The organism is Sulfuriferula multivorans, from assembly GCF_003851125.1.
GTDB lineage: Bacteria > Pseudomonadota > Gammaproteobacteria > Burkholderiales > Sulfuriferulaceae > Sulfuriferula > Sulfuriferula multivorans.
In genome coordinates this window covers 1-16,532 of sequence record NZ_BGOW01000033.1, presented here as the reverse complement: position 1 = coordinate 16,532, position 16,532 = coordinate 1, and the positions used below count along the sequence as shown (strand labels likewise).

Here is a 16,532-nt window from a genome sequence, read left to right as displayed (position 1 = left end):
GGTTCCGCGTTTTTTTTTCGTTTTTTTCGCCCTGAATTTTGTATTCTGGCTTTTCAAAAAGGCTGTGCTAGATTAAAGCATCTGCCACAGCCTTATGAAGGAACTGGATATGCGCACTCAACTTCAACCAGATGGATCCCTGCTTCTGGACTTGACTCAGAAACAGGCGCGAGAACTCGCCAAAACCGTCATTCAGCATGCCGAGGATGCGCATACCGCGCTATTGAATTTTGCCTACCTGCTGAACGAAGCGCATTACGATGCTGAGAATGATTTCCGGCAACCACCCCATGCCTGGGAGCCGGGCGCACATCAGCCTGATACCAAATAGGGGGTGGATCATGAACATTTCAGCACTCGACAAACAAACTACACAGATCAGGATGTTGCCGACCGAATCCGCACAATTGCTGGAGGGCCTGGAAGCGATGCGTGATGAGCTCGGTGAAATTGCCGATGAATTGATCAGTTTACTGCGCGACAGTGGCATCGAACTGCCGCCCAAACCCGAGCATGTTCGCACTGAATATGCCGGGCCTGAGTAAACTCACATATGCGAAATCATCGCTTCGCCAAATGCCGAGCACGACACCTGTGTCGCACCCTCCATCAGACGCGCAAAATCATAGGTTACGCTTTTGGCTGCAATTGCCTGTTGCATGCTCGCAATGAGGATATCAGCGGCTTCCAGCCAGCCCATGTGGCGTAGCATCATCTCTGCGGAAAGAATAATGGAACCCGGGTTGACATAATCTTTGCCCGCATATTTAGGCGCAGTGCCATGCGTAGCCTCAAACATGGCGACTGAATCGGACAAATTGGCACCCGGCGCAATACCAATACCCCCCACTTCTGCCGCGAGCGCGTCCGAGATGTAATCGCCGTTCAAGTTCAGCGTTGCAATCACATCGTATTCATCCGGCCGCAATAGAATCTGTTGCAAAAATGCATCGGCTATCACGTCCTTGATAACGATACCATTGGGCAACTTGCACCACGGGCCGCCATCAATCTCTACCGCGCCAAATTCACGCCTGGCCAGTTCATAGCCCCATTTCTTGAAGCCACCCTCGGTGAACTTCATGATATTGCCCTTATGCACCAGGGTAACGGATTTGCGCCCATTATCGATGGCATATTGAATCGCCCTGCGGATCAGGCGCTCGCTGCCCTGCACGGAAACCGGCTTGATGCCGATGGCGGAAGTTTCAGGAAAGCGGATTTTTTTCACGCCCATTTCGTTTTGCAGGAACGCAATGATTTTTTTCACTTCATCCGTGCCAGCCTCCCACTCCACCCCGGCGTATATATCCTCAGTATTTTCGCGGAAAATAACCATATCCACTTTTTCCGGCGCTTTTACCGGACTGGGTACGCCATCAAAATAACGTACCGGACGCAGGCAGACATACAAATCCAGCAACTGTCGCAACGCCACATTCAACGAGCGCATACCGCCGGAAGTCGGTGTGGTCAGTGGCCCCTTGATTGAAATGACGTATTCGCGTACGGCAGCTACCGTTTCATCGGGCAACCAGTTGTCACCGCCATAAACCTTGACAGCCTTTTCACCTGCGTAGACTTCCATCCAGGCGATACTGCGCTTGCCGCCATAAGCCTTGGCTACCGCGGCATCCACCACGCGACGCATCACCGGTGTGATATCCACTCCAGTCCCATCCCCTTCAATGAAGGGAATAATCGGCTGATCGGGAACATTGAGTGAAGCGTCATTGTTGATCGTGATTTTTTCGCCGGAAGTCGGCATCTGGATATGCTGATACATGATTACCCTATTTCAACAGGTTAGAATGGTCGCTTTACTTTCAGCGATGCCGGTACAGATGAGTCGTATTGTAGTGTTCAACAAACCCTACGGCGTGATTTGCCAGTTCAGTCCGGACGGCAAACATCCTACGCTCAAGGATTTCATCCCTATTCCCGGCATTTATCCTGCCGGACGCCTGGATACAGACAGTGAGGGACTGCTTATTTTAACCGATGATGGTGCGCTACAACATCGTCTTGCGCATCCCATCCATAAATTGCCGAAAACCTATTGGGCGCAGGTTGAGGGCGCAGTCGATGGCATCGCACTGCAAGCCTTGCAAAGCGGCGTCAATCTGGGAGATTTCATCACCTTGCCAGCTCAGGCACGCGCCATCACTGAGCCTGCGAATCTTTGGGTGCGTTTGCCACCCATTCGAGAACGGAAAAATATCCCCACCAGTTGGATTGAACTGGTTCTGAAAGAGGGGAAAAACCGCCAGGTCAGGCGCATGACGGCCAAAGTTGGCTACCCCACCCTGCGTCTGATCCGGTGCCAAATTGGTAGCATCACGCTGGAAAAGCTGATGCCCGGCGAGTACCGGGAGGCGACTGTAGCTGAATTCGCCGCATTAAATTAAGGCGAGTATGTCAACCGACTGTAATAAAGCTGCGTTAGTTGCCGTGACACATGTTGTTTCGTGTTGCTAAAAACCCTTGATTAATTGTTTTTAAAAGGAAGTCCAAATGAACAAACTGCTGTCCGCTCTGCTGGTTGCCGCTTTTGCTGCTGTTTCCTTCTCCGCCGTTGCTGCCGATGCCGCAGCACCTGCTGCCGAAGCTCCTAAAGCTGAAGCCGCCAAACCAGCGATGAAAAAACATCACGCCAAGAAGCACGTCGTTAAAAAGCACCACGCCAAAAAAGAAACCAAAAAAGAAGAAAAGAAAGAAGAGTCTAAAGAAATGAGCCCTGCAGCCAAATAATCAGGCAAAGTGCACGTAGAAGGGCAGGGGTATTCCTGCCCTTTTTATTGCTGACTCAAGCTGACGCTTGGCGTGCCGCCAGTCGCTCTGCCCCCAGTAGCCCCACCTCGGCATTCATCACCAGATACACGGGCACCGTTTCCAGCAGATTGCGGTAGCGCCCTTTATCCAGAAAACCTGCCACAAAACCGCCTTGCGCCATCTGTGTTGCCAGCTTGGCAGCAATTCCGCCTGCTATATACACCCCGCCATGCGACAACGACAACAACGCAAGATCCCCGGCAAAAGCGCCGTAGGCCCGAATAAACATGGCCAGAGCGTGCCTCGCAGCAACGTCCTTATTGGATTGCGCCGCTTCTGCAATCGCAGCAGGCGGATCTGCTGATTCCAGCAGCACCGGCTGGTGTTGCTCATACTCACAGACGAAAGCATAAATATTGGCGAGCCCCGGACCGGATACGACTCGCTCCACACAAACCTGTCCATAAAGTCGCCGAAGAAAACGCAGCAATTCGATTTCCATGTCGTTGCCGGGAGAAAAATCGACGTTGCCGCCCTCGCTAGGGATGACAATTTCTCCCTCACCACATGGAAACAGAAATCCGACACCCAAGCCTGTACCTGCCCCTAACACAGCACGTGCGGCACCTGACTGGGGCACACCAGTTTGCAAAACATGAATATCCTGCGATGTCAGCGCAGCAATTCCATGGCTAATCGCCGCAAAATCGTTGAGAAGCTGCACCGATGCAATCCCGAACCGCTTGCCGATTGCGGCACCATCGACAAACCACGGCAAATTCGTGAGCCGCGCAGCGTTATCTTTCACTGGTCCTGGTACGCCAAAGCAGGCGACAGAAATGGGCGGCGTATTTTCCAGGAAGTGCGCCAATAGCGTTTCGAAATCCTGGAATTCTGTACTGTTAAAGCGCTGCTCCTTAACTTTTGAACTGCCCGTTGCATCAACTTCTGACAGGCGCAGCAACACCTTGGTGCCACCCACGTCCCCAGCCAGAATATGCGTCGGTTTACTCACTCAAATACATCTCGGGTTCCCACCCCATAGTCTTGGCACGCTCAATCGCTGCGGCATGGATGCGAGCATGGCGTTCGCGCAACTCCGCTGGCAAATTAGAGGCCAGGCAGCCATATTTGTCCCATTCGACCTGGGTTTTGTCATACAAGATCTGAATACGGTTCACATCCCACCCGGCACAGGTTTCGGTCTCCGGCAGAATCCCAAACAGCCATGCGTCCTTGATGATGGCACCCATTGCACTCATGCCACCGTATTGATCCTGGTCTATACCAACATAAGTTTTCTGCATTATGACTCCAAATATAAAATGACAAATACGGTATTCTACGCCTATGCATACATTCGGAACGCTCCCTTTCGTCAACAGCTTCGCCGCGCTTCCCCCCATTTTTTATAGCGCGGTTACACCTACTGCGCTAGCCCATCCTCACCTGGTGAGCTTCAATACGGATGCCGCCATCCTCATTGGACTGGATCCTGCCCAGGCACAGCGCCCTGAAGCGCCTGCCTATCTGTCCGGCAGCGCTCATATCGATGGCGCGCAACCCATCGCAGCGCTCTATGCGGGCCATCAATTCGGTTACTTTGTTCCGCAACTCGGTGACGGTCGTGCCATCCTGCTGGGTGAAGTGCAAACGTCACATGGCGGCTGGGAATTGCAGTTGAAAGGTGCCGGCCTGACGCCCTATTCACGTAATGGCGATGGACGCGCCGTATTACGCTCCAGTATCCGCGAGTATCTGTGCTCGGAGGCCATGCATGGGCTGGGCATCCCCACGACGCGCGCACTGTCCATCGTCGGCAGTGCCGATGAGGTGTACCGCGAACAAATTGAAACCGCCGCCGTGGTGATGCGCATGGCACCGAGCTTTGTGCGCTTCGGCTCGTTTGAAGTCTTTTTTTCTCGTGGCCAACCCGAAGCCATACGCATCCTCGCCGACTATGTCATCGCAAGGCATTTCCCTGAACTGGTGGATACGCCAGACAAATACCCGCTTTTCCTGCGTGCCGTGGTACTGGCTACCGCACGCCTGATGGCACAGTGGCAGGCAGTCGGTTTTGCCCACGGCGTGATGAATACCGATAATATGTCCATCCTCGGTCTCACACTTGACTATGGTCCGTTTGGCTTTCTCGACGCTTATGATCCGGGCTATATCTGCAACCACTCAGACCAGGGGGGCCGCTACGCCTTTGACCAGCAACCCGATATCGGCGCCTGGAATCTCACCCGCCTGGCCCAGGCACTTACGCCGCTGATGACAGTTGATGCAGCCAAAGAAGCCCTCGACATCTATCCGGCTGCCTTCGCAACCCACTACATAGACCTGATGAGCGCCAAACTGGGTATCGCAGCCGGCAAGGACAGTGTGCCGCTCATCACCGGGGTACTCGACATCCTGCACAGCAACCATGTCGACTACACAATGTTCTGGCGCGCGCTGTGCGATTTCGACTCCTCATCAGGTGCTGCCAACGCAGCATTGCGCGATCTGTTTCCGGATCGCGCTGCATTCGATTCCTGGGCAATGGACTATCGTGTCCGCCTGCAAACGGAAAACAGCACGGATACGCTGCGGCGCAACGCCATGTATCGCACTAATCCCAAATACATCCTGCGCAACCATCTGGCTGAAATCGCAATACGGTGCGCCTGCGACGACCACGATTTCAGTGAAGTTGACCGTCTGCTTGATCTGCTGCGACGTCCTTTCGACGAGCAACCAGAAAATGCAGTCTACGCAAGTGCCCCGCCGGATTGGGCAAGCCAGATCAGCGTGAGTTGCTCATCGTGAAATTGGCCGTTCCGCTGGTTTGCGCACTCCTTCTAGTCGCGGGATGCAGCACACCCATCATGCAACGCGATGGAAAGCCTCTGCCCAACAAAAACTACAGCTTCAGCGACATCGCCAAATCCAATACCGATATGGTGATTGAAGCCCACCAGCAAGCCGCTTTGGAGCATCTGCGTGTGCTGGCTGAAAAACTCTACAAACGCAACCCACGTGAATTACGAAAATCCGGCCTGACGCTGGACACCGCGCTCAACCGGCTCACCCCGCCCTGCACTGGCAACTTTGCAGCATTACAAGGCAAGCACGGCGCAGAAGCCATATTTCTCGCATTCAACCCCGATTACCGAGGTGATCGAGTCCTCGCCTACATGGTAGGGCTTTCAGACATGATCATGGCTGCCTACAATAACCAAACCGAGTTTTTCGTACTTGACGACCTTGATCCGCAAAAACTCTACAATAGCGCGCGCAATACCGAAACGGCAGCGTGGAAGCTTGCTACAGCACGTGACGTACAAGGCAGGCTGTACCTGATCTCCAACAGCATGGACACGGCGGGCAGCAATCTGAGCTTTGAACGCGAATTCGGCAAACTCATTGCCGAGCAAGACACCCTCGCCAAAATCATCGCCGACAAAACCAACCGTAGCATTAACTGGTTCGTGCAGACGGCCGGAGCAATGGTATTCTTACCACTTTAGACAACATTGTTCAGGTCTGGAATTTTCCCGGCGAACGCCCCATGAATACACCTTCCGTAAACGACAAGTGCATGCCCCTCGCTCCCGAAGAGATTGCGGCCTTCGCCGAACTACTGGACAGCATTGGCGACCGTACCGATTTTCCACTTGAACTGGAAGCACTGGATGGCCTGATTTGCGCGCTCCACTGCGCGCCGCGTCCGATCAATCCAGCCGAATATCTTACTGCTCTACTGGGTGAAGATTACATGGCGGCATTTTCCAGTACCACTCAATGTACTGAATTCATGGATTTTTTCAATCGGCGCTGGCATGACGTGGGCGCGGCGCTGGCCCAGCCCATCGAAGATTTGACCGAACCTGAGGCGCTGGTGCCATTCCTCAACGATTGGGAAGCTACCTTGTCTGACATGAATCCCGATGAGCGAGCGGAAGTAGCATCGCTGGATATTGCCTACATGGGAATGGCTTGGGCGGAAGGCTTCATTTGGGGAGTGGAACACTGGGAAGACGAGTGGACATTGCCCGCCGGGCATGCGCTGGAAGACGTTCTGGATGCCCTGCTCGACCCGTTTTACATTTTGACCATTCCGGATACGGAACAAGCCACACACGAACGCGAGCACACCCGTCCGGAATGGATAGGCGCCGCCATCCTGGCCGCCTATGATTTACGCGGATTTTGGCAACGTGTGGCAGACTACACACCGTCGGAGTCCCTGCGCACCATACCCGACCCGGGTCGCAACGATATCTGCCCGTGCGGTAGCGGCAAGAAATTCAAAAAATGCTGCGGTGCACCGGAAAAATTACACTAAATAATACTCTACCAGGAGCCTGAACTTGAAAATTCGCTTATTCATCTCTATTGCATTAGTCGCATTCATTGCCAGCGGCAGTGCACATGCAACCAGTTCCGTTAACACAACCGTAAAATTTACCAAATCCACCACCGACAGGAGCAGCAGAATGGCAACTACCACCGCATCCGGCTTGATTTATGAAGACCTCGTTGAAGGCACCGGCGCTACCGCAACAGCGGGTCACACCGTGGTGGTGCACTACACGGGATGGCTCACCAATGGCACCAAATTTGATTCCAGTAAAGATCGCAACGAACCGTTTGAATTTCGCCTTGGCGCCGGACAGGTAATTCGCGGCTGGGATGAGGGCGTGGTAGGAATGAAGGAAGGCGGCAAGCGCAAGCTCACCATCCCGGCAGAACTGGGCTATGGCGCACGCGGTGCGGGTGGCGTGATTCCACCCAATGCAGTACTGATTTTTGATGTGGAACTTATCAAGGTCAAATAAAGCGGCGTCATTCAGGATTTGATCCTGGCTGTTTTTCAAGGTTTAAAGCTTATCTTGATAAAACGGCTTGGCGGCGGAGGATACAAATGTCAAAACAGCATCCCATCATCGCAGTAACCGGTTCGAGCGGCGCGGGTACCACAACCGTACGGCGCGCCTTTGCCGATCTGTTCCGGCGCTTGCAGATTCAGGCAGCTTGGATACAGGGCGACGGCTTCCTGCGCCACGAGCGTTCCGCCATGCGCGATAAAATCGACGCTGCCACCACCCAGAGCAGGCGCTTCAGCCATTTCCATCCTGATGCTAATCTGCTCGACAAACTGGAAGCACTTTTTCTTGAATATGCGCAATCCGGCACCGGCATGACCCGCAATTATGCCCACGACGATGCTGAAGCAGCGCGCTTCGGCACGCAGTCGGGAAAATTTACCCCGTGGCAGGCACTCCCTGCCGATACTGATGTATTGTTTTATGAAGGGCATCATGGCGGATTTTCACAACCGGGAAGCAAAACCGCCAAGCGCATTCAGATTGCCGAACAGGTGGATTTATTGCTGGGTGTCACCCCTTCGGTAAACCTGGAGTGGATACAAAAAATTCATCACGATTGCGGCCGTAGCGGCTGCGGCGAGCAACTGGTGATTGATACCATCCTGCATCGCATGCCGGATTATGTAGACTATATCGTGCCGCAATTCGCACGCACTCACATCAATGTGCAGCGCGTTCCACTCGTGGATACCTCACACCCCTTTGTCGCACGCGATATTCCAGGCGCTGACGAGAGCATCGTGGTAATCCACCTGCGCGATCCACGTCAGTTCGATTTTCCGGAATTATTGAAAAAAATAGACGGTGCGCAAATGACGCGGCGCAATACCATGCTGGTTCCCGGCGGGAAAATGACGCTGGCGATCGAAATAATTTGCACGCCGCTGATTGCCGAAATGATTGCTGCGCGCGATACGGTAACAGGCTAAGGTTTCTTGTCTGAAGGGGTGATGTACGCTTCGTAGTGGCGATGAAATAAGACTTCTAGGTCATCAATCACCGTCACGGCAGGTATGCCATGGATCACATGGCGGGTCATCTGGTTGGAAGTTTCGTGCAGCAGTTTATTGCGCTCCAGCATTGGATAGGTTGCCATCAGGCGTTTTATGGCTTTGACTACCGATTCCTGTGCCGGGCGCTCCATCGGTACAGGCTGGGCAGGTTCGGAGGCTTCAGCAACCTCTTCGCGCGTTGCTAAAAATGCAGCAAAATCAAGCAAAGTTTCGCGCTGATTTTCAGTCAAACTGCGAAACTGCAGAAGCAGTTTCTTTTCATTTTGAGTCATCGGTCTTCACCACATTGAGACTGAATACCGGCATTTTCCGATGCTCAGTCATCAAGTCAAGTGCTGTGACCAGCGCCAAAGACACTTCGGCGGTATTCTTCTGCGTCTGTACCCAAAGCTCGCGAGCCTGCCCCAGCAGTTCACCAATATTATCAGGCAGCGGACGATTGTCTTCCATGATCATGTCTTCAATCATGCCGGGTTTGATTTCCGGGCGAAACAGCATGGCATAGGTCAATTCATCCGGGTGAATCGCGAGCCAATTGCCATCGTCATCCACCACAATAGGTTCAATCCCAGCGGGCAAGTCTGCGCTACCGTTGTACATGACCAGCATCTTCTTGCCATCCACTGCATTGGCCAACAGGTCGTCGCGGCCGGCCTCGGTTTTATGGCAGGTGGTGAAGTAAGCATTGAAGTAAGGCTCTTCATGCACCATACCGCCTTCGTATTGCACCACGACCAGCGCGCCAAAGCCGATGCCGACAATCGGACGCTTCATCCGCTTGAACAATCCGATCAGACGCATTTCGTCGTCAATCCACGGGCAGGCCTCGCTGTCGGTAACTGGATAAGCTCCGCCCAGCAACCACAGCGCATCGTGCTGGGTGGCGGTTCCGGGCAAATCCGCACCCAAAAACGGGCGTTGGTACTGAAAGCCGATGTCACGCGATTCAAGCTGCTTTTCGATAGGACCGAGAAATTCAGAATAGGTATGCTGCACAACCATGAATCGTTTCATTTTTCACTACCGTATAGAATTTATTTCGCAGATTTGTCGGAAATATTGATGAGACAGGTATCCACAAAATCGAGAAATGATTGAAGCAATTTGGAGCGAAATTTTTCCTGCGCGTAAACTAACGTAAGTTGCCGACGCAGCGGCTTGTCGAGTGGCACAGCAACCAGATCACCCAGCTTGAGCTCTTTAATCACAGTAGAGCCTGACACAATCGCCACTCCCAGGCCGGCCTCAACTGCTCCCTTGATCGCCTCGCGGCTACCCAGCTCCATCACGATATTGAGATCTTCCGGTGGCATTCCATTGTCACGGAAATACCGATCAATCACTTCACGCGTGCCAGACCCGAGTTCACGGCTGATGTAAGGAATTTCTATCAATTGACGTGGGGAAATTTTAGTCAGCTTGGCGAAAGCGTGATCCGGGGCACAGATCAGGAACAATTCATCTTCGCAGCATACCGCTGTGGTCAGGTTGGGGTGGTGAGAGGGCGCCTCGATCAATCCTACATCCAGACTATGGTCATTGACCCGATTTTCTATGGTTTCGGAATTGGCCACGGTAAGCCGTGCCTGCACCTGTGGAAATTTGGCCTTGAAATCACCCAAAATACGCGGCAGCATGTATTCCGCAATTGTAGTGGATGCACCAATCATCAAGGGCCCACTCATCTGTCCGGTCATTTCGGCCATGCGGGCTTCCATCTCGGCATTCAGGTCGAGAATTTTTTCAGCGTAATACATTGCCAAATCACCGGCTGGCGTCAAGGCAATCTTGCCGTGGGTGCGCTCAAACAGACGCGTGTTGAGATGTTCCTCGAACTGCTTGACCTGAAACGTTACGGCTGGCTGAGTCATGAATAGCAATTCAGCCGCTTTGGTGAAGCTAAGCTGCTTGGCGACAGTGTAGAATACTTGGATACGGCGATCAGCCATGGGTATGCGGACTTGAGCAAGAATAATCCGTTATTCAATCACAATTTCTTGGATGAAGATAGATAGTTTTTATGAGCGAAGCATGGAAACATCTTGATCTTGAGGGTGAAGGTCTACAAAGCGCGAACTTGCGTCTGGTGCAGTTAATGAAACGCCGTCCCAAGTCGTACGGCCTGCTCGCATTGTTTCCGCTAGGCCTGCATCGGGCTTACCTAGAAGATGTTCGAGGTGCCTGGGTTTATCGCATTGCAAGCATTGCGGCGTTGATGGCATGGTGGTTCGGGCAAAGTTGGGCTGCGCTGGTCATTGTTGTGCTTATCGCGGGCTTTGCGGTTTATGATATCCGCTGGATCGATGACCGCGTAGCCGCCCTCAATAAAGCGCTGCGCATGCAGGTTTATAAAAGCAGACCGGGCGCAGCGGCACCCCAAGGATTCCGTGGGCGCTTCACGGACGATGACCTCGATGACTATCTCAAGGTAAAAGAACAGGAACGGGGCGGTCACGTTTTGCCTGGCAAAGATCCAGCTCTCAATAGTCGTAGCCGCGCACCCTCCTTTGCCGAGCAGGAAGCCATGCTTAAAGCGCTGGTCAAGTCCAAGCAAAACAACAAATCGCAGTGATGCCGGAAGTCATATACCCGGAAATATTGCCGCACCTTAAACTGACCATTCACCACGACATGATGCACGCATGAAACTGGGCTTTTACATCATTCTCTGCGCGCAGTTTTTGTCTGCGCTAGCTGATAACGCTCTGTTATTTGCCGCTATTGCCCTGCTCCAGGATTTGAGTGCTCCGTCCTGGCACACGCCAGTGTTGCAGGAATTCTTTGTGGTTTCGTATATCTTGCTGGCACCTTTTGTCGGAGCATTTGCGGATGCGCTACCCAAAGGACGCGTCATGTTCATCAGTAACAACATCAAGCTGATCGGTTGTTTTGCCATGTTGGCGGGATTAAATCCCTTGTACGCCTACGGCATTGTCGGCTTCGGGGCTGCGGCTTATTCTCCTGCCAAATACGGCATCCTTACGGAATATCTTCCTCCTGCAAAGCTGGTTGCCGCCAATGCCTGGATGGAAGGCGCCACGGTAGCGGCCATTGTACTCGGGGCCATTCTAGGCGGACTGATGCTCAATTCCGATATTTCCGGGAACATCCTTCTGCATCTGTCTTTTCTGGGTGACATCAGCGTGGCCAAGCTCGCCATTGTATTGATTACGCTGCTGTATATTGCCGCTGCGCTGGCTAATCTGTTCATTCCCTGTATCGCCATGGACCACCGTCCTCCCAAGCGCAATCCGCTGTTCTTGCTGCATGACTTCTGGCACAGCTTCAAGCTGCTCTGGCGCGACCCGCTCGGCCAGGTAACGCTGGCCGTTACCACGCTGTTCTGGGGAGCAGGCGCAACATTGCGCCTGGTCATCCTCACCTGGGCCGGGCTGGTACTCAAATACGATATGCAACAGGCTACCCAGCTCACCGCCGTTGTAGCAGTGGGCATCGCCATCGGTTCAGTACTGGCAGGGCGTTACATCAAACTACAGGATTCAATCAAGGTGCTTCCAGCAGGGATCGTAATGGGCTTGGTCGTGATCGGCATGATGTTTGTCAGCGACCCGCTCATCGCGGCCGGACTGCTGATGGTAATCGGCGGGCTGGGTGGCTTTTTCGTGGTGCCGATGAACGCCCTGTTACAACATCGCGGCCACTTGCTGATGGGTGCGGGCCACTCCATCGCCGTACAGAATTTCAACGAGAACCTCTCTATTCTCGTTCTGCTCGGTTTCTACGCACTGATGGATTGGGCTAACTGGCCAATGGACTGGATCATTATTGCATTTGGCAGCTTTATCAGCCTGTCGATGCTGACGATTCAAATACGCTTTCGTCGCATCGGAGGAGTCCAGCACATTTAAGCGTAGCGAAGTGGCCTGGATTAAGGGTGGCTCACTGCGACGAACAGGCCATCTAGCCGGAGTGTTTCAGAAAAAACTTCAACTTAATCTCTCCTGCTTCAACCAGGTCATTTTCCTTTAGCAGGAATGGCCGGGAACCGACGGATTTTCCATTGACTCTGGGATGTTTTTTGCCTTCTACATGGGTCACATAATAGCCATGCGGGCGACGCGAAATCATAACGACCTGAACCCCGGGCAGACCAAATGTTTTCAGTGGACGGCTAATCAATATTTCTTCCTCAGGATCCTGCCCTTTCAGGTTTTTCACACCGCCTAGAGGGAAACTGGTTTTTACCGAACGCGCAGAAAATACCGCTGTTGCCAATGGCGGCCTGGTTTGTGGTGTCACGTGTGCGGGCAGCGCATTCACTTCCAATTGCGGCGCTTTCATAATCATCGTCTTGTCGAAATCCATATCCGACGTTGCGCGTTGATTGACATATTTCAACTGGTAGCCGCTCAATTCGATCACATCATTATTCTGCAGAATGTGCTTGGTGATTTTTTCTCCATTGATCGAAATACCATTGGTGCTATCTGCATCTTCCAAGACATGATCATTGCCAATGGTGATGATTACTGCGTGCAAATGGCTGACACCCGGTGCGTCCAGACAAATGTCGTTATCCGATTTTCGCCCAATCGCAAACCGCGCCTTGTCGAGAAAATAATGCCCCTCCGCGATCCCTTCATAACTGACCACTAGTTTCGCCATAGCGCATTGATCCTAAAATGATTTCAGCCAATTTAATAATCTGTCCATGAGGCCACGTTTTTCTGCTTCGCCATTCCTCACTTTGGCAATCAGCACCGAAACATTGTCATGACCGCCATTATCGTTCGCCATCTGTATCAGTTGAGTTGCGGCAAGGGAAATATTGGTACTCAAAGCACTCACCGCCAGTTCAATGTCTGCATCGTCCACCATGTCATTCAAACCATCTGAACATAGCAAATAAATATCGTTTACCTGCACATTGTCTTCATAGACATCCACGTCGACAGTGGCTTCGACGCCAAGTGCTCGTGAAACAAGGTTGCGGTTATGGGAAAGCTTGGCATCATCGGATGAAATCAAGCCCATCTCCAGTTGATCCTGGAGCAAAGAATGGTCGGTCGTCAACAATTCAAAACGCCCCTGACGCAAGCGATAGAGACGTGAATCGCCTACATGGGCAATGGTCGCCAAGCCATGATGAAATAGAATAAGTACAATGGTTGTCCCCATTCCGGTATATTTATCTTCGGTTCGGGCTGTTTTATAAATGGCCAGATTGGTTTTTTCGATCGCAAATTTAATCGCCATCGATTCACGGGAAAGCTTTGCAGACTCTATCGGCGAAGGCTCCGTGTCATTCAATATTCGTTTCACATAGTCCATCACCAGCCCGGTAGCGAGAGAACTCGCCACATCGCCCGCCTTATAGCCCCCCATGCCATCGGCCAGAACCAGCAATCCAAGATCACCGTCCGCAGCAATACTGTCTTCGTTGAATGAACGGATTTGGCCTGCATCTGTGGCGCTGGCGATCTCTAGTTGAAAAGGGCTGCGCACAGTCATACGAATATCGGCTCCTGTTTTTATGATTTGAGACTGTACAACTAAATCTATATATACGTCTTCTATCGTAAATTCTGAAGGGTTTGAGAGCATTTAATTCCCCCATTGCCTTCATCAAATAAGTAATACAAACCGCAACCTGTAGGGAATGTTTATAATTCACTAAAGATATCTGCACCGAGGCCGTTCTTACCGCAATGGAGGAAAATTGGTTGGGATATTTCTCCCGCGATCACGCTTCGATCTCATGATTTTTTTATTCAACCGCAACATCCCATGGCAACTCACAAATCAACCGAAAAACTTGGCCGTTACGAAATTCTTTCTGAGCTTGGTCAAGGCGCCATGGGTGTCGTTTACAAGGCTATTGACCCGCTCATAGATCGTACCGTTGCCATCAAGACCATCAATCTTGATCTTTGCAAGAATGATCTCGTAGATTTCGAGGAACGTTTCTACCGGGAAGCCAAATCGGTAGGTCGCCTCAATCACCCGAATATCGTCACCATCCACGATATTGGCAAAACAGATAACATCGTTTACATGGCGATGGAGTTTCTGGAGGGACAGTCATTAAAAGAAATCCTTGATGTGCATACCGCGATGTCTGTCGACCAGATTTCCAACATCGCTGCCCAGGTTGCACATGGCTTGGCCTATGCGCATAAAAATGGAGTTGTCCACCGCGACATTAAACCCGCCAATATCATGCTGGTACGCGGCGGCATGGCCAAAATCACCGATTTCGGGATCGCGCAAATGCCCACCGGTTCCAAAACACTTGCAGGCACCGTCTTGGGTTCGCCAAAATACATGGCGCCAGAACAGGTACTAGGCACGGAAGTTGATGGTCGCGCAGATTTGTTTTCACTGGGTGTGGTGCTCTACGAGATGTTGACGGGCGAGTCACCTTTCAATGGCGATAACATCAACTCCACCATGTATCGCATCGTTAATGAGACACCCGCCCCCCCCACAACAATCGTTCCGCGCATTCCGGCTGCGTTTAATCTTATTGTCGCCAAGGCTCTGGCCAAAAACCCGGACGAGCGATACCAAACCGCAAAAGAACTGGCGTACGATCTACGGCATTACAAAGACAATGGGTCAACATCCACGACTACGGAACCCGACCAGGCCAAACCCGCGAAACGCCGGCCAAGGCCAAAAAACGACGTGGGTGAGGCCACTGTTTTGCTGAGCCCTGCTTCCGCTCAGCTAATCAACAAAGGAGCGATTTCTGGAAACGCAGGGGCAATGCAAGCAAAGACAAATGCCAATGGGTTTTTTGACTGGCAAAACAAAAATGCTCTGATTGCAGTGATCATAATTTTGCTGCTTATTTTTACCTTTCTCGTGATGCGCAGCAGATCCACGCATCAAGAAGAAAAAGTGGCTCTATCTAAACCAGTCGTTTCCCCTGTAGCACCCGTCCCCGCACCTGGCGCGATCGCGCCGAAAATAGAAGTGGCGGTGAATGACAATGCTCTGAATAGTGAATTATTAAAAACAGAACCCATTGCCCCTCAACCAAAGATTCTGCGTGGCCCGGCAAAGATACCAAGAAATGCCGAACCTCATAAATCGTTGAAGCAAGAGATCGCGCAGACCGAGGCAGCCACAAGCGTGCCCCTTGTTTCTGAGCCAACTGGTGAGGCGCTACTCAGTTTTGCGATCACTCCATGGGGCGAAGTTTATATAGACGGAAAAAAGATAGGCGCAGCCCCTCCGCTTAAAGAGTTAAAAATACCAGCAGGCAGGCATACTATCGAGATCAGAAACACGGATTTTCCAGCTTATTCCAAGGTCGTCGACTTGCAGGCTGATTCGACAAAGAAAATAAAATACATTTTTAAATAGAGGTTTTCCGTGTCCATACGATTACTGTTCAGCCTTTTGCTTGCCGCATTTCTTGCAAGTGCCTGTTCATCCGCTCCCATTCGAGATATCGGACTGGACAAGTTCGCACCGCGAAAAGCGGAGCAGGAACTTTCTGCAGGTTTGAAAGAATACGAAAACGGGCATTACCAGACTGCTGCAAAAAGTCTTCAAAATGCCCTGAATGATGAGCTGGCTTTCAAGAAAGACCGAGTAACGGCGCACAAGTATCTGGCGTTCATCTACTGCGTATCGGACAAGAAAAAACAGTGCCGGGAACAGTTCAAGGAAGCAATGGAGATCGATTCCGACTTTGAACTGAGCCCTTCGGAAGCAGGTCATCCTATTTGGGGTCCCGTGTTCCGGGAAGTGCAGGCGGAACAGAGCCGCCATAAAAGATAAAGTGTGAGCCGGCGACGGCTATTCTGAGGGTGTAAATAATTTTGTGTAAACGGTCATTAGGCAGGAGACTGCCACCTCCAAAGGAAAACCATGACCAAACGCAAAGTAGTACAGCCCG

The 16,532-nt window shown here is 51.9% G+C and carries 21 protein-coding genes; 13 read left to right on the top strand and 8 right to left on the bottom strand.

Translation table 11 applies throughout. From position 1 onward, the window contains the following. The first annotated feature begins 109 nt into the window (after window positions 1-109). On the top strand, window positions 110-331 hold the full coding sequence (locus tag EI185_RS14020; RefSeq protein WP_124705777.1) for a hypothetical protein: 222 nt from the start codon (window positions 110-112) through the stop codon (window positions 329-331). Window positions 332-341: 10 nt separating this feature from the next. Next, the gene (locus EI185_RS14015) at window positions 342-545 is read left to right on the top strand and encodes a hypothetical protein (RefSeq protein ID WP_124705776.1); all 204 of its coding nucleotides are present in this window, start codon (window positions 342-344) and stop codon (window positions 543-545) included. 2 nt (window positions 546-547) lie between these two features. Here EI185_RS14015 and icd read toward each other — a convergent pair whose 3' ends face one another. Then, window positions 548-1,786 carry an NADP-dependent isocitrate dehydrogenase gene (gene icd / locus EI185_RS14010; protein WP_124705775.1) on the bottom strand — a complete coding sequence of 413 codons (1,239 nt, stop codon included), beginning with the start codon at window positions 1,784-1,786 and terminating at the stop codon, window positions 548-550. Window positions 1,787-1,844: 58 nt separating this feature from the next. Here icd and EI185_RS14005 point away from each other — a divergent pair, with 58 nt between their 5' ends. Continuing rightward, window positions 1,845-2,408, top strand: coding sequence for a pseudouridine synthase (locus EI185_RS14005; protein WP_124705774.1), 564 nt, complete (start codon window positions 1,845-1,847; stop codon window positions 2,406-2,408). A gap of 106 nt (window positions 2,409-2,514) precedes the next feature. Further along, the gene (locus tag EI185_RS14000; protein WP_124705773.1) at window positions 2,515-2,751 is read left to right on the top strand and encodes a hypothetical protein; all 237 of its coding nucleotides are present in this window, start codon (window positions 2,515-2,517) and stop codon (window positions 2,749-2,751) included. Window positions 2,752-2,806: 55 nt separating this feature from the next. On the opposite strand, the gene glk is transcribed toward EI185_RS14000, so the two are convergent. Both glk and EI185_RS13990 read right to left on the bottom strand, forming a co-directional pair. Next, the gene (gene glk, locus EI185_RS13995; RefSeq protein WP_189836418.1) at window positions 2,807-3,754 is read right to left on the bottom strand and encodes a glucokinase; all 948 of its coding nucleotides are present in this window, start codon (window positions 3,752-3,754) and stop codon (window positions 2,807-2,809) included. Window positions 3,755-3,779: 25 nt separating this feature from the next. Further along, the gene (locus EI185_RS13990; RefSeq protein ID WP_124705771.1) at window positions 3,780-4,079 is read right to left on the bottom strand and encodes a hypothetical protein; all 300 of its coding nucleotides are present in this window, start codon (window positions 4,077-4,079) and stop codon (window positions 3,780-3,782) included. A gap of 43 nt (window positions 4,080-4,122) precedes the next feature. On the opposite strand from EI185_RS13990, the gene EI185_RS13985 reads away from it, so the two are divergent. The 5 genes from EI185_RS13985 to EI185_RS13965 all read left to right on the top strand — a co-directional run bounded on the left by EI185_RS13985 (window position 4,123) and on the right by EI185_RS13965 (window position 8,578). After that, the gene (locus EI185_RS13985) at window positions 4,123-5,586 is read left to right on the top strand and encodes a protein adenylyltransferase SelO (RefSeq protein ID WP_124705770.1); all 1,464 of its coding nucleotides are present in this window, start codon (window positions 4,123-4,125) and stop codon (window positions 5,584-5,586) included. Window positions 5,587-5,645: 59 nt separating this feature from the next. Next, entirely contained in the window at window positions 5,646-6,287 is a 642-nt protein-coding gene (locus EI185_RS13980) for a hypothetical protein (RefSeq protein WP_223247855.1), read from the top strand. A gap of 41 nt (window positions 6,288-6,328) precedes the next feature. Continuing rightward, on the top strand, window positions 6,329-7,105 hold the full coding sequence (locus EI185_RS13975) for a YecA/YgfB family protein (protein WP_124705877.1): 777 nt from the start codon (window positions 6,329-6,331) through the stop codon (window positions 7,103-7,105). A gap of 151 nt (window positions 7,106-7,256) precedes the next feature. Continuing rightward, entirely contained in the window at window positions 7,257-7,598 is a 342-nt protein-coding gene (locus EI185_RS13970; protein ID WP_124705768.1) for an FKBP-type peptidyl-prolyl cis-trans isomerase, read from the top strand. A gap of 86 nt (window positions 7,599-7,684) precedes the next feature. Beyond that, complete coding sequence (locus EI185_RS13965) at window positions 7,685-8,578, top strand: phosphoribulokinase (RefSeq protein ID WP_124705767.1); 894 nt, start codon at window positions 7,685-7,687, stop codon at window positions 8,576-8,578. Here EI185_RS13965 and EI185_RS13960 read toward each other — a convergent pair. The 3 genes from EI185_RS13960 to EI185_RS13950 are packed head-to-tail and all read right to left on the bottom strand — an operon-like array spanning window position 8,575 to window position 10,611. Then, the gene (locus tag EI185_RS13960) at window positions 8,575-8,934 is read right to left on the bottom strand and encodes a hypothetical protein (RefSeq protein WP_124705766.1); all 360 of its coding nucleotides are present in this window, start codon (window positions 8,932-8,934) and stop codon (window positions 8,575-8,577) included. The two genes, EI185_RS13965 and EI185_RS13960, sit on opposite strands and share 4 nt — an antisense overlap. Next, window positions 8,921-9,676 (bottom strand): type 1 glutamine amidotransferase, encoded by a 756-nt coding sequence (locus EI185_RS13955; protein WP_124705765.1) that lies wholly within the window; start codon window positions 9,674-9,676, stop codon window positions 8,921-8,923. Before EI185_RS13955 ends, EI185_RS13960 begins: the two co-directional genes overlap by 14 nt. Window positions 9,677-9,696: 20 nt before the next feature. Beyond that, complete coding sequence (locus EI185_RS13950; protein ID WP_124705764.1) at window positions 9,697-10,611, bottom strand: LysR family transcriptional regulator; 915 nt, start codon at window positions 10,609-10,611, stop codon at window positions 9,697-9,699. A 71-nt stretch (window positions 10,612-10,682) separates the two neighbouring features. On the opposite strand from EI185_RS13950, the gene EI185_RS13945 reads away from it, so the two are divergent. Both EI185_RS13945 and lplT read left to right on the top strand, forming a co-directional pair. Then, window positions 10,683-11,234 carry a TM2 domain-containing protein gene (locus EI185_RS13945; protein WP_124705763.1) on the top strand — a complete coding sequence of 184 codons (552 nt, stop codon included), beginning with the start codon at window positions 10,683-10,685 and terminating at the stop codon, window positions 11,232-11,234. A 70-nt stretch (window positions 11,235-11,304) separates the two neighbouring features. Then, a complete protein-coding gene (gene lplT / locus EI185_RS13940; RefSeq protein ID WP_124705762.1) occupies window positions 11,305-12,531 on the top strand; it encodes a lysophospholipid transporter LplT in 1,227 nt (408 codons plus the stop codon). A gap of 52 nt (window positions 12,532-12,583) precedes the next feature. Here lplT and EI185_RS13935 read toward each other — a convergent pair whose 3' ends face one another. Both EI185_RS13935 and EI185_RS13930 read right to left on the bottom strand, forming a co-directional pair. Next, the gene (locus tag EI185_RS13935) at window positions 12,584-13,288 is read right to left on the bottom strand and encodes an FHA domain-containing protein (RefSeq protein ID WP_124705761.1); all 705 of its coding nucleotides are present in this window, start codon (window positions 13,286-13,288) and stop codon (window positions 12,584-12,586) included. A gap of 12 nt (window positions 13,289-13,300) precedes the next feature. Further along, window positions 13,301-14,134 carry a PP2C family protein-serine/threonine phosphatase gene (locus EI185_RS13930; protein ID WP_124705760.1) on the bottom strand — a complete coding sequence of 278 codons (834 nt, stop codon included), beginning with the start codon at window positions 14,132-14,134 and terminating at the stop codon, window positions 13,301-13,303. A gap of 276 nt (window positions 14,135-14,410) precedes the next feature. Between EI185_RS13930 and EI185_RS13925 the strand changes: the two genes are divergently transcribed. Both EI185_RS13925 and EI185_RS13920 read left to right on the top strand, forming a co-directional pair. Then, complete coding sequence (locus EI185_RS13925) at window positions 14,411-15,994, top strand: serine/threonine-protein kinase (protein ID WP_124705759.1); 1,584 nt, start codon at window positions 14,411-14,413, stop codon at window positions 15,992-15,994. A 9-nt stretch (window positions 15,995-16,003) separates the two neighbouring features. Then, window positions 16,004-16,414: a TssQ family T6SS-associated lipoprotein gene (locus EI185_RS13920; RefSeq protein WP_124705758.1), complete on the top strand. Its 411-nt coding sequence runs from the start codon at window positions 16,004-16,006 to the stop codon at window positions 16,412-16,414. The last annotated feature ends 118 nt before the right edge of the window (window positions 16,415-16,532 follow it).